This window comes from Streptomyces sp. A012304 (assembly GCF_026008495.1).
Classification (GTDB): domain Bacteria; phylum Actinomycetota; class Actinomycetes; order Streptomycetales; family Streptomycetaceae; genus Streptomyces.
Map to the genome: position 1 here is coordinate 166,732 of NZ_BQUN01000188.1, position 11,687 is coordinate 178,418.

General features: G+C 71.9%; 13 protein-coding genes. 12 read left to right on the forward strand and 1 reads right to left on the reverse strand.

The features are described 5' to 3' along the window. The first annotated feature begins 17 nt into the window (after positions 1 to 17). The 9 genes from ALMP_RS38755 (at position 18) to ALMP_RS38795 (ending at position 7,780) form a co-directional block, all read left to right on the forward strand. Complete coding sequence (locus ALMP_RS38755; RefSeq protein ID WP_264936675.1) at positions 18 to 1,355, forward strand: CpaF family protein; 1,338 nt, start codon at positions 18 to 20, stop codon at positions 1,353 to 1,355. A gap of 133 nt (positions 1,356 to 1,488) precedes the next feature. Next, entirely contained in the window at positions 1,489 to 2,433 is a 945-nt protein-coding gene (locus tag ALMP_RS38760) for a type II secretion system F family protein (protein WP_264936676.1), read from the forward strand. 21 nt (positions 2,434 to 2,454) lie between these two features. Continuing rightward, positions 2,455 to 3,342, forward strand: a complete 888-nt coding sequence (locus ALMP_RS38765) for a type II secretion system F family protein (protein WP_264936677.1) — start codon at positions 2,455 to 2,457, stop codon at positions 3,340 to 3,342. An 11-nt stretch (positions 3,343 to 3,353) separates the two neighbouring features. Further along, positions 3,354 to 4,787, forward strand: coding sequence for a sensor histidine kinase (locus ALMP_RS38770; RefSeq protein ID WP_375803606.1), 1,434 nt, complete (start codon positions 3,354 to 3,356; stop codon positions 4,785 to 4,787). Further along, positions 4,771 to 5,532, forward strand: a complete 762-nt coding sequence (locus tag ALMP_RS38775; protein ID WP_264936678.1) for a response regulator transcription factor — start codon at positions 4,771 to 4,773, stop codon at positions 5,530 to 5,532. The genes ALMP_RS38770 and ALMP_RS38775 overlap by 17 nt, the downstream gene beginning before the upstream one ends. Before the next feature lie 114 nt (positions 5,533 to 5,646). Then, positions 5,647 to 5,883, forward strand: coding sequence for a Flp family type IVb pilin (locus tag ALMP_RS38780; RefSeq protein WP_264936679.1), 237 nt, complete (start codon positions 5,647 to 5,649; stop codon positions 5,881 to 5,883). Continuing rightward, positions 5,883 to 6,545, forward strand: coding sequence for a pilus assembly protein TadG-related protein (locus ALMP_RS38785; protein ID WP_264936826.1), 663 nt, complete (start codon positions 5,883 to 5,885; stop codon positions 6,543 to 6,545). The genes ALMP_RS38780 and ALMP_RS38785 overlap by 1 nt, the downstream gene beginning before the upstream one ends. A 34-nt stretch (positions 6,546 to 6,579) precedes the next feature. Continuing rightward, complete coding sequence (locus ALMP_RS38790; RefSeq protein ID WP_264936680.1) at positions 6,580 to 7,161, forward strand: hypothetical protein; 582 nt, start codon at positions 6,580 to 6,582, stop codon at positions 7,159 to 7,161. Positions 7,162 to 7,168: 7 nt separating this feature from the next. Continuing rightward, the gene (locus tag ALMP_RS38795; protein WP_264936681.1) at positions 7,169 to 7,780 is read left to right on the forward strand and encodes an OmpA family protein; all 612 of its coding nucleotides are present in this window, start codon (positions 7,169 to 7,171) and stop codon (positions 7,778 to 7,780) included. A 4-nt stretch (positions 7,781 to 7,784) separates the two neighbouring features. Here the strand turns inward: ALMP_RS38795 and ALMP_RS38800 are convergent, their stop codons facing one another. Next, positions 7,785 to 8,189, reverse strand: a complete 405-nt coding sequence (locus tag ALMP_RS38800) for a DUF192 domain-containing protein (protein ID WP_264936682.1) — start codon at positions 8,187 to 8,189, stop codon at positions 7,785 to 7,787. A 134-nt stretch (positions 8,190 to 8,323) separates the two neighbouring features. Between ALMP_RS38800 and ALMP_RS38805 the strand changes: the two genes are divergently transcribed. From ALMP_RS38805 to ALMP_RS38815, 3 genes are all read left to right on the forward strand, one after another. Next, positions 8,324 to 9,199: an LLM class flavin-dependent oxidoreductase gene (locus tag ALMP_RS38805; RefSeq protein WP_264936683.1), complete on the forward strand. Its 876-nt coding sequence runs from the start codon at positions 8,324 to 8,326 to the stop codon at positions 9,197 to 9,199. A 5-nt stretch (positions 9,200 to 9,204) separates the two neighbouring features. Continuing rightward, a complete protein-coding gene (locus ALMP_RS38810; protein WP_264936684.1) occupies positions 9,205 to 9,996 on the forward strand; it encodes a class I SAM-dependent methyltransferase in 792 nt (263 codons plus the stop codon). Positions 9,997 to 10,902: 906 nt separating this feature from the next. Then, positions 10,903 to 11,676 (forward strand): isoprenyl transferase, encoded by a 774-nt coding sequence (locus tag ALMP_RS38815; protein WP_264936685.1) that lies wholly within the window; start codon positions 10,903 to 10,905, stop codon positions 11,674 to 11,676. The last annotated feature ends 11 nt before the right edge of the window (positions 11,677 to 11,687 follow it).

Here is an 11,687-nt window from a genome sequence, read left to right on the forward strand (position 1 = left end):
AGGAAGGCGGCGAACCCATGAGCCTGCGGGCACGCATCACCTCCCCCGAGGAGACCGGCAGCCGGGGCGAGGACGGCCACCTGGTCACCTCCTACCGGGCCAAGCTGCTGGAGGAGATCGACCTCGCGGAGATGAGTTCGCTCGCGGCGGCCGAGCGCCGGGCCCGGCTGGAGCGGGTCCTCGGGCACATCATCAGCCGCGAGGGCCCCGTGCTGTCCACCGCCGAGCGCGCGCGGCTGATCCGCAGGGTCGTCGACGAGGCCCTGGGCCTCGGCATCCTCGAACCGCTCCTGGAGGACACGTCGATCACCGAGATCATGGTGAACGGCCCCGACGCGATCTTCGTCGAACGAGCGGGCCGGGTGGAGCAGCTCCCGCTCCGCTTCGCCTCCGACGACCAGCTGATGCAGACGATCGAACGCATCGTCTCCACCGTCAACCGCCGGGTCGACGAGACGAACCCGATGGTCGACGCCCGCCTGCCGTCCGGGGAGCGCGTCAACGTCATCATCCCGCCGCTGTCCCTGACCGGCCCCACCCTCACCATCCGCCGCTTCCCGCGCTCCTTCACCCTGCACGAGCTGATCGGCTTCGGCTCCCTCGACGAACCGATGCTGTATCTGCTGGCCGGGCTGGTGCAGGCGAAGTTCAACATGATCGTCTCCGGCGCGACCGGCACCGGCAAGACGACCCTGCTGAACGCCCTGTCGGGTCTGATCCCGGACGGCGAACGCATCATCACCATCGAGGACTCCGCCGAACTCCAGCTCCAGCAGTCGCATGTGATCCGCCTGGAGTCCCGCCCCCCGAACGTCGAGGGCAAGGGCCGCATCACCATCCGCGACCTGGTCCGCAACTCGCTGCGGATGCGGCCCGACCGGATCGTGGTCGGCGAGGTCCGCGGCGGCGAGTCGCTCGACATGCTCCAGGCGATGTCCACGGGTCACGACGGCTCCCTCGCCACCGTCCACGCCAACAGCGCCGAGGACGCCCTGATGCGGATGCAGACCCTGGCGTCGATGTCGGACGTCGAGATCCCCTTCGTCGCCCTGCACGACCAGATCAACAGCGCGATCGACGTCGTCATCCAGCTCACCCGCTTCGCGGACGGCGCCCGCCGGGTGACCGAGATCGCGCTGCTCGACAGCCACGGCGGGGAGCCCTACCGGCTCGCGACCATCGCCCGCTTCAACGCCCGGCCGATGGCCGCCGACGGCCGGGTGTACGGCGCCTTCGAGTACTTCCCGCTCCCGCGCCGCGCCGCCGACCGCCTGTACATGGCGAGCCAGCCGATACCGCCGGCCTTCGGCGTGGCCCGCACGCTCGACGAACTCACCATGCGCGAAGCCCGATGACAACAGACGGCACAGACAGTACGGCACAGACAGTACAGAGGGTGCAGAAGGTGCAGAGGGAACGGACGGCAAGGACAGCACGGCCAGGACAGACGGGACAGGCACGACGGACAGGACGGCAGGACACGGCCCCATGGATCTCCAGATGCTGATCACGCTCACCACCGGAGTGACGCTCCTGACCTGCGTCCTGGCCGTCGCCGGCGTGCACACCTACGCCAGGGGCCGCGCCCAGCGGGCGGCCCTCGTCGACCGGCTCTCCGCCACCGGCCAGGTGCCGCTCACCGGCCGCCCGCGCCGCTTCCGCACCCTGGACCGCAGGCTGCGCCGCACCCGCCTGGGCCGCACCCTGGAACGGAAGCTCGCGGCGACCGGCCTGGACATCACCCCGGGCGAGTTCTTCGCCTGTGTGCTGGCGACGGTCGCAGCGCTGTGGCTGATCGGACAGGCCACCCTGGCGCCCTTCTTCGGCCCCCTGGCCGGCCTCCTCGGCGTCTGGGCGGCCTGGCAGTACCTCGACTGGCAACGCCAGAAACGCATCGAGCGGTTCATCAACCAACTCCCCGAACTGGCCCGCATCCTGGCCAACGCGACCAACGCCGGGCTCGCCCTGCGCACGGCGATCGGCATGGCCGCCGAGGAGCTGGAGGCCCCCGCCGGTGAGGAACTCGCCAAGGTCGCCAACCAGTTGGCCGTCGGCCACTCCCTCGACGATGCCCTGGGCGAGCTGGCCGACCGGCTCCCCTCCCGCGAACTCGTCGTCCTCGTCACCACCCTGGTCCTGTCCAACCGGGCCGGCGGACAGGTCGTCGGCGCCCTGCGCAATCTGACGGAGACGCTGGAGGAACGCAAGGAGACCCGGCGGGAGGTGCGCACCCAGCTGTCCCAGGTGAGCATGACGTCGTACGCGGTGCCGGTGCTGGGCGTCGGGGCGCTGTTCCTGATGGACAGCGTCAAGGACGGCGCCCTGGACCGCATGACCGGCTCCCCGCTCGGCCAAGCCGCGGTGATCATCGCCTTCGCGCTGTACGCGGTCGGCTTCCTGCTCATCCGCCGTATGTCCCGGATCGACGTCTGAGGCCGGGAGGAACCGCTCGCCATGGAACTGCTGCTCGCACTCGTCATGGGCCTCAGCGTCTGGGGCGTCTTCGCCGGACTGCGCATGTACCGGGCGGAGGCGAAGCTGCCCCCCGACCTCGCCCTGGCGCTGGAGGTAGGCGCCACCCGCACCGGCGCCGTCGGCTCGCTCGTCGACCGCCTCGGCATGCGGTACGCGCCCGCCGTCCTGCGGCTCATGGGCCCCCGCCAGGTCGCCCGGTACCGCCGCAGGATCGACCTCGCGGGTAACCCCGGCGGCCTCACCCTCGACCGCTACGCGGCCCGCCGCGCCGTCTACGGTGCGATCGGCGCACTCGGCGGACTGGTCGCCCTGCTCCAGGGCAGCTGGTTCGTCGCCCTCCTCATGGTCGCCTTCGGCGCCTTCTGGTCCGAGGTCGGCATCTGGTCCGCGATCCGCGTCCGCAAGGACGCCATCGAACGCACCCTGCCGGACTTCCTGGACGTGCTGGCCGTCGTGGTGAGCGCGGGCCTCGGCTTCCGGCAGGCCCTGGACCGGGTGGCGTCCAAGTACGAGGGGCCCTGGGCGGACGAGATCCGCATCACGCTCCGCCAGATGGACCTCGGCATGAGCCGCCGTGAGGCCTTCGAGGAACTGCGCCGCCGCAACGACTCCGAGCAGGTCGCCATGTTCGTCACGGCCCTCCAGCAGGGCGAGGAACTGGGCGCGCCGATCGTGGACACGCTGGTCTCCATCGCCAAGGACATGCGCCGCACGGACGCGCAGAACGCCCGCCGAGCGGCGGCCCGCGCGGTCCCCAAGGCCACGCTGATGATCACGACGTTCATGGTTCCGGCCACCATGCTTCTCCTCGGCGCGGGCATGCTGCTCGGCTCCGGCACGGACTTCAGCTCGATCACGGGTGAGTGAGGGGCGGGGCGATGGCGCTGACGGCGATGACGCGGGGGTGGGGCGGTGCGGTGGGGCGGCGGCCCACCGCACGTGACGGGGCGGCGGAGGCTTCTGCGGAGTGCTCGGCGGAGGCTTCCGGGGAGGTGCCGGCGGAGGCTGCTGCGGAGGCGTGGGCGGAATCCTCTGCCAAGGAGTCGGCGGAGGTGCAGGCCTCCATCCCCCTCCAGATCAACGCCCTCCAGGCGATGTGCCGGCAGGTCTTCGGCTTCCGGCTCGCCATGATCGCCCTGGCCGCCCCCGCCGCCCTCCTCAACGCCTCCCCGGGCCTGGGCGCCCGTCTGGTCGGCGCGGCCGTGGTCGTCACCTTCATGGGCTCCTACGTCCTCTTCCGCGACTGGGAACGCTTCGGCCCGCTCCTCCTGCGCCACCCCACCCTGCTCGCCGCCGACACCCTCCTCGGCACCCTGCTGCTGGTCTCGGCGGGCCCGGACACCACCCTCGCCTACGTCAGCGTCTGCACCCCCCTGGTCGCCGGCATCGTCTACGGCTGGCGGGGCGCCGCCTGCTTCGCCTCCCTCCAGGCGCTGATCCTGCTGCTGGTCCACACGACCCTGGAACGCGAGTCGGGCGCGGGCCTCGCCGAGCGGCTGCTGCTGCCCGGCTTCTGCGTCATCACCGGCGCCGTGGGCTCCACCCTGCGCGGCCTCATGCTCCGCTTCGGCGCGGCCACCCAGGCCCTGACCGACGTCAAGGCCCGCCTCGCCGCCACCGAGGCGGTCGCCGCCGAACGCGCCCGCCTCGCCCGCGAGATGCACGACTCCGTCGCCAAGACCCTGCACGGCATCGCCCTCGCGGCGGACGGCCTGGCCCGTTCGGCGGGCTCCGCCCGTATGGAGCCCGCCCTGGTGCGGCAGCAGGCCGAACTGGTCGCCCGCGCCGCGCGCCGCGCCGCCGCCGAGTCCCGGGAACTCCTCACCGACCTGCGCCGGGACACCGACCCCGCCCGGCCCGTCGACGTCCTGCGCGAACTGGCCACCCGTACCCGGGACTTCGCCGCGCGCTGCGCCCTGCCGACCACGTACCACCCGACGGGTGAGCGCACGGCACTCACGCTCCCGCCCGGCGTGGCCCGCCACCTCCTCACCATCGCCTCGGAGGCCATGGACAACGCCCACCGCCACGCGGACGCGACACGGGTGGAGGTACGGGCGGGTGTGCGGGACGACGTCCTCAGCGTGCGCGTGCTCGACGACGGCCGCGGCCTGCCGCCCGGCACCACCCTCGAACAGCTCCGCAGCACCGGGCACTTCGGTCTCGTCGGCATGGCGGAGCGGGCGGCGTCCATGGGCGCCCGCCTGCGCATCGGCCGCGGGCCGCACGCCCGGGGCACGGAAGTACTGCTGCACCTTCCCCTCGGACAGGTCCATCAGGAGAGGAGGCCGCCGGATGCCGGAACTCCGTGAGCCGTTCCCGGCGCCCGCGCGCACCGCGCCCGTACGCGTACTCGTCGCCGACGACAACCCGGTGGTCCGGGCCGGTCTGACGGCCCTGCTCTCCGGCCGCGACGACCTCACCGTCGTCGCGGAGGCCGCCGACGGCCGCGAGGCCTACGAGGCGGCCGCGCGACACCGCCCCGACGTCGTCCTCCTGGACGTCCGCATGCCCGGCGTGGACGGCCTCGCCGCCCTGCCCCACCTGGTCCGCATCGCCCCGGTCCTGATGCTGACCTACAGCGACGAACCGGAGACCGTCCAGGAGGCCCTGCGGCGCGGCGCGGGCGGCTATCTGGTCCACGGCGAGTTCACCGTGGACCAACTGGTGACGGCGGTACGGGACACCGGCGCGGGCCGGGCGCACTTCACACCGACCGCGGCGACGGCGGTACTGGCCCAGCTCCGCTCGACCGGAAGTGCGACTGCACATGATGATTCGACCTCACAATCCCAAATTCCAGCGACTTTTCCCGAATCGCTTTCGCAACTGCAACCATCTGTGGGACAGTCGCGTCGGGGGTTCCGGCTCAGCGCGAGGGAGGCGGAGATCATGGACCTCATCGCGTCGGGGATGACCAACCAGCAGATCGCCGCCTTGTGCTTCATCAGCGAGAAGACGGTCAAGAACCACATCAACCGCATCTTCGCCAAGCTGCACAGCACCAGCCGCGCCGAGGCGGCGGCCAAGTGGCTGGGAACGGCGGCGACGTCATGAGCCCCCGCCGCGCCCCCGAATGGGCCCGGGATTGGGTCCTGGGACCCTCTTGCGAGCCGCCCGTTCCGCTCTACGTTCCCGGTACCGGTAGCGCCCCCAACGGAGAGGAACGCCATGAGCGACCTGCTGCTGAAGACCACCGTCGCGGCCAAGGTCCGAGTGAGCGGCTGGAAGAACACGACGGTCGCCGCCGTACGGCGCCGCGCGGCCGACGACAAGGGGCAGACGGCGGTGGAGTACCTGGGGATCATCGCGGTGGTGGTGGCGATCGTGGTGCTGATCGCGAACACGAACCTGGGGCAGACGATCGTCGACAAGCTCACCACGCAGATCGGCAAGGTGGCTCCCTGATCCGATCCCTCGGGCGAGGCGACACGGGGCAGGTCTTCCCCATCTACCTCATGGTGGTGGCGGGCCTGCTCTTTCTCGCGTTCGCCTACTTCGCGGTGGGGCAGGCGGCGGTCAACCGCAACGGGGCCCAGACCGCCGCCGACGCGGCGGCGCTGGCGGCGGCCCAGGAGACCAGGGACCAGCTCGCCGACCGGTGGGTGCTGGACATCCTCCACCCGACACGCTGGCAGGACATCTTCGACGGGGTGGGGGCGACCGACCAGTGCGGGCGCGCCGTCCAACTGGCCGCGCTGAACGACGCGGGGAACGTCCAGTGCGGTCCTGACGGTCCCTTGGGCTACACGGTGACCGTCCAGGCGAACCGGTCCGCCGGAGACTCCGTCATTCCCGTCACGAGCACCACGAGGGCGCACGCCACCGCCACCGCCGTGATCGAGCCGTTGTGCACGTTCGAGCTGCCCGGCGAGGACGGCGACGAGGGCGAGGGCGACGAAGGCGGCGGGGACGGTGAGGGCGACGAAGGCAGCGAGGACGGCGAGGACGGCGAGGACGTGGCGTTGCCCGTGCTCACCTGCGAGGACAGGGACTGGGAGCTGGATCCGGAAGACCTCACCGACCTGCCCGGACCCGAGGACCTCTTCGACGTCCACCTGGCCGGCTGACGAGCGAACGACGAGTGCAGAAGGAAGCGGAGTGATGAGCATGCGGTTCACTGCGAAAGCCCGCAGGGGGATGGTCACGCTGGCCGCCGTGACCGGGCTTGCCCTGGGCGCGGCCGCTTGCAGCGGTGGTGGCGGCGACGACAAGAAGCCGCAGAACACGGCGTCCGCATCCCAGGGCAGTGGATCGCAGCCGAGCGCTCAGGAGGGCCAGTCCGAAGAGCCGTTGGCAGAGATGAAGGGCCCGAGCGGGCTGCTCCTCCAGATCACTTCCGCCGTACGTGATTCGGGCGGTTTCGTCACACTGAACGGCGCACTGAAGAACGACGGCGGGACGATGGCCACGATTCCGTCCGCGCTCAGTGGCAACGAAACCGAGATCATGAACAACGGCAGGTCCCTCGGCGGCGCCACCCTCGTCGACTCCAAGAGCAAGAAGCGGTATTACGTCCTCCGCGACACCGAGGGCCGCCCCCTGACCACTACCGGCTTCTCGACGCTCAAGGCGGGGGAGAAGATCGACGTGTTCCTCCAGTTCCCGGCGCCGCCCGCCGACACCACCGACGTCACCTTCCAGCTGCCGCTGTTCCCCAGCGCGGTCGTGAAGATCTCCGGGTGAGGCGGCCATGACCCCACGTCTCGCCCTGGCGGTGGTCACCGCGACGGTCGTGATCGTCGGCACGGCCCCCTTCGCCCACGCCGACGGCCCCAGTGTCCCCCGGGGCACCGAACCCACCGCCACCGCCCCGGTCGAGGTCGACCCCAACGACCCGGATCTGAAGCTGCCCGAGGGCGCCACCCTCGCGCAGGCCAAGGTGCTCGACATCAAGCAGGTCGTCGAGGACGAGAGCGGGGAGGAGCGCCGGGAGGACACCAACGCGGACGTGACGTTCGCGCTCCAGGCGGAGGTCCTCTTCGGCAAGGACAGCGCCACGCTGAGCGGCGCGGCGCGGGCCCGCATCACGGTGATCGCCGAGGAGATCAAGAAGCAGAAGACCACCCGGATCCGGGTCTTCGGCTTCACGGACGACCTCGGCTCCTCCGCGCACGGCGACGTCCTGTCGAAACAGCGCGCCGACGCCGTCCAGGCCGCCCTCGCCGGCGACCTGAACGACCCGGGCATCACATTCGAGGTGCGCGGCTACGGCGAGCAGTACCCCATCGCCGACAACTCGACGGAGGAGGGCCGCAAGAAGAACCGCCGCGTGGAGATCACCTTCCCGCGCACCGCGAGCTGACCCCCTACCCGTCCGCCCCGGTCTCCGCCCCTGTCTCGGCCCCGTTCTCCCGCTCGATCTCCACCCGCACCCCCACCCCGACGCCCCACCCCGCCATGGCCCCCGCCGCCGCCTCCAGCACATGCCGTGAGCGCAGCCGGGGCAGTCCCAGGCGGCCCGGGCGCATGGTGCGGACGGCGAGCACGGTCAGGCGGCGGTCCAGATAGGCGACGTCGATGGGCATGCGCATGCCGAAGGTGTGGACGCTCCCGGCAGGGGTGAGCAGCAGCGCGCCCTCGACCGCGTCCCGCCCCAACAGCCCCTTCGTCCGCGCCCGGTACGAGGCCGCGATCTCCAGCGGGACGGTCACCGTCGCCCCCCGGTCCCCACGCACCGTCAACCGGCCTTGCCCGTCACGCCACCGCGCCATGTCCCACCCCTCGTGTCCCCTGCGGCCTACCCCGGCCGCCGTCCGGGAAGTCCCCCCGGACACCGCCGACGGCGCAGGAGCCGCCCGGCGTAAAGGAGTTGTCGCGTCGCGGGACGCCAGCTAGGAAGGACCCCATGACCGAACTCGGTGCCATCTTCCGCCCCCAGCTGCCCCCCGAGCGGCTGCGCTCCGTCGCCCGGCTCGCCGACGCCACCGGGCTCGACGAACTCTGGCTGTGGGAGGACTGTTTCCGGGAGGCCGGGATCTCCTCGGCGGCCGCCGCGCTCGCCTGGACCGAACGGGTGCGGATCGGCGTCGGCCTGCTGCCCGTCCCGCTGCGCAACGTCGCCCTCACCGCGATGGAGGCGGCCACCCTGCACCGGATGTTCCCGGGCCGCGTCAGCCTCGCCGTCGGCCACGGCGTCCAGGACTGGATGGGCCAGGTCGGCGCCCGCCCCGCGTCCCCGCTGACCCTGCTGCGCGAGTACACCCTCGCCCTGCGCGGACTGCTGAACGGCGAGCGGATCACCACCGAGGGCCGGTACGTGACCCTCGACGACGTCGCCCTCGACTGGCCCCCGCAGGGCGGTGCCCAGGTGCTGGTCGGCGGCATCGGGCCGCGCACCCTGCGGCTGTCCGGCGAGGTCGCGGACGGCACCCTCCTCAACGAGGTCTTCTCGGCGGACGGCGTGCGCGAGGCCCGCCGGACCATCGAGGAGGGCAGGAGGGCGGCCGGCCGTGACGCCGGCCCGCACCGGATCGTCGTCTACGTCTTCACGGCCACCGGCCCCGGCGCCGCCGACCGTCTCCAGCGCGAACTGACCGCCACCGGTCTGACCGGCACGCCCGGTCTCGGCGTCGCCGGCGACGCGGCCGAGGTCGCCGACACCGTTCGGCGTTTCGCCGACGCCGGCGCCGACACCGTCGTCCTCCTGCCCACCGCCGACGAACCGGACCCCGAGGGCTTCGTGCGGTTCGTCGGGGACGACGTACGGCCCCTGGTCAAGTGACAGCCATGACAGAGCACCGTTCCCGCAGCTTCGAGGACCTCCTGGCCGAAGGCGCCGCCGTGCCCATCGAAGGCTGGGACTTCTCCTGGTTCGAGGGCCGGGCCACCGAGGAACGGCCCTCCTGGGGCTACGCCGTGTCCCTCGCCGGGCGGCTGGCGGGCGCGCGGGCCGCGCTGGACGTGCAGACCGGGGGAGGGGAGGTCCTGGACTTCGCCCTGGGCCGGGCCGCCCCCGAGGCGCCCGTCCTCACCGTGGCGACCGAGGGCTGGCCGGCCAACGTCGCCAAGGCCACCGCCCTGCTGCGCCCGCGCGGGGTCGCGGTCGTCGCGTCCCCCGAGGACGCGCCGCTGCCCTTCGCGGACGGCACCTTCGACCTGGTCTCCAGCCGCCACCCCGTACGGCCCCTGTGGGAGGAGATCGCGCGGGTCCTGGAGCCGGGCGGCACGTACTTCGCCCAGCACGTCGGGCCGCGCAGCGTCTTCGAGCTGGTCGAGTACTTCCTCGGGCCGCAGCCGCCGGAGGTGAGCGCCGGCCGCCACCCCGACCACGAGCGCGCCGACGCGGAGGCGGCCGGTCTGGAGATCGTCGACCTGCGGGCGGAACGCCTGCGGATCGAGTTCCACGACATCGCCGCCGTCGTCCACTTCCTGCGCAAGGTGGTGTGGATGGTGCCGGGCTTCACCGTCTCGACGTACGAGGACCGGCTCCGGGCGCTGCACGAGCGGATCGTGTCCGAGGGGCCCTTCGTCGCGTACAGCACCCGCCACCTCTTCGAGGCCCGCAAGCCGCACCGGTGACGTTGTCCGCACACGGACGGCCTGTTCGGTGAGGTCGACCTCGACTCAGTCGTCGCCCTGGCCGCGCTCCACCGCGCGCGGTTCGCGGGCGGGAAGGGGACGGACGGCCCCCACGGAACCCGCGCGTGCGCGCCCCGGGCGTCGCGACGACGCCCGCGGGGGCCCGTGGGCCCGTCGTGACGGAATTGGCCGGGAACCGCCGTCGCCGTCGCCGAGCGCTCGCCTCCCGGCCCATGATCCATGGCGTCCCGGCCTCGACGCCGGGACCCGACGGTCCTCTCGGCCACCCGGCGCGCGAGCACAGGAACCGGATATTCCACCCACCGCGCCACAGAACGACCACGCGCCTCCACGCGGTTTCCACATCGTTATCGCGAACGGCTCGCATTAGGTGCCCGCCTCACGTAAGTTCGAGCCCAGGCAATTCGCGTGAGCAAAGCTGCGCGGGCGTCACCGCGCGGTGGAGGGGGCTGCGCGGTGCCGTTCGCGTCAAGGCGGCGTACGCGGCCGGGGTAGCCCGTCGGAGGGGCGGTCGGGCGGTTGTCCGACACGACCCAAGCAGCCCCAAAACCTCCACTTCCGTCGGTGGAGGGCCCTTTTTGCCTGGGAATCCGCTGTCTTTCGGCCATGGATCATGCGGGAACACCGCCTCAGACGGCCACCGCCGCGTCGCCGGGCGATTCCGGAGAGTAATTGTCGTGCGCCGATGCACGCGCCATCCCTTACGAAGGGTTATGGTGGAAACCCCCCCCTCGGGCCGGTCCGTCTCCCCCCCACGGACCGGCCCGTTTTTTCATCCGTGCCCGGGCGCCCCGTAGACCCGACCCACCGGCACGACCCACGCCCCGCAGGGGTAGGCTTCGGCCCGCGGGGACCCGCATCCGCGACGGAGGGGCTGACAATCACGTGAACCTGCGCGACAAGCTGCGCGGCCTGTTGGTGAGGCTGTACGCACGCCGGGTGGAAGGCCACCTGGACCACGCTCAGGTGCCCAAGCACATCGGCGTCATCATGGACGGCAACCGACGATGGGCGAAGGCGGCCGGCTCCACCACCGTGCACGGCCACCGGGCCGGCGCCGAGAAGATCGAGGAGTTCCTCGGCTGGTGCTCCGAGACGGACGTCGAGGTCGTCACCCTCTGGCTGCTGTCCACGGACAACTTCGACCGCGCCCAGGAAGAACTGGTCCCGCTCCTCGGCATCATCGAGGACGTCGTGCGCACCCTCGCCACCGACGGCCGCTGGCGCGTGCACCACGTCGGCACCATGGACCTCCTCCCGTCCGGCATGCAGCGCACGCTGAAGGAGGCCGAGGAGGCCACCGCCCACATCGACGGAATACTCGTCAACGTCGCCATCGGCTACGGCGGCCGCCAGGAGATCGCCGACGCCGTGCGCTCGATGATCCTCGACGCCCAGGACAAGGGCGTCTCGATGGAGGACCTCGCCGAGTCCGTCGACATCGAGATGATCGGCCGTCACCTCTACACCGGCGCCCAGCCCGACCCCGACCTGGTGATCCGCACCAGCGGCGAACAGCGGCTGTCCGGATTCATGCTCTGGCAGACGGCGCACTCCGAGTACTACTTCTGTGACGTGTTCTGGCCGGCCTTCCGCAAGGTCGACTTCCTGCGCGCGCTGCGCGACTACGCGGCCCGTCACCGGCGTTACGGCGGCTGACGCACGCGGGG

Bases quoted from the DNA above. Each gene is read 5' to 3' on its own strand.
- ALMP_RS38770 (WP_375803606.1), top strand. From the start codon at position 3,354: ATGGCGCTGACGGCGATGACGCGGGGGTGGGGCGGTGCGGTGGGGCGG.
- ALMP_RS38755 (WP_264936675.1), top strand. From the start codon at position 18: ATGAGCCTGCGGGCACGCATCACCTCCCCCGAGGAGACCGGCAGCCGG.
- ALMP_RS38805 (WP_264936683.1), top strand. From the start codon at position 8,324: ATGACCGAACTCGGTGCCATCTTCCGCCCCCAGCTGCCCCCCGAGCGG.
- ALMP_RS38775 (WP_264936678.1), top strand. From the start codon at position 4,771: ATGCCGGAACTCCGTGAGCCGTTCCCGGCGCCCGCGCGCACCGCGCCC.
- ALMP_RS38795 (WP_264936681.1), top strand. From the start codon at position 7,169: ATGACCCCACGTCTCGCCCTGGCGGTGGTCACCGCGACGGTCGTGATC.
- ALMP_RS38810 (WP_264936684.1), top strand. From the start codon at position 9,205: ATGACAGAGCACCGTTCCCGCAGCTTCGAGGACCTCCTGGCCGAAGGC.
- ALMP_RS38765 (WP_264936677.1), top strand. From the start codon at position 2,455: ATGGAACTGCTGCTCGCACTCGTCATGGGCCTCAGCGTCTGGGGCGTC.
- ALMP_RS38760 (WP_264936676.1), top strand. From the start codon at position 1,489: ATGGATCTCCAGATGCTGATCACGCTCACCACCGGAGTGACGCTCCTG.
- ALMP_RS38790 (WP_264936680.1), top strand. From the start codon at position 6,580: ATGAGCATGCGGTTCACTGCGAAAGCCCGCAGGGGGATGGTCACGCTG.
- ALMP_RS38780 (WP_264936679.1), top strand. From the start codon at position 5,647: ATGAGCGACCTGCTGCTGAAGACCACCGTCGCGGCCAAGGTCCGAGTG.
- ALMP_RS38800 (WP_264936682.1), bottom strand. From the start codon at position 8,189: ATGGCGCGGTGGCGTGACGGGCAAGGCCGGTTGACGGTGCGTGGGGAC.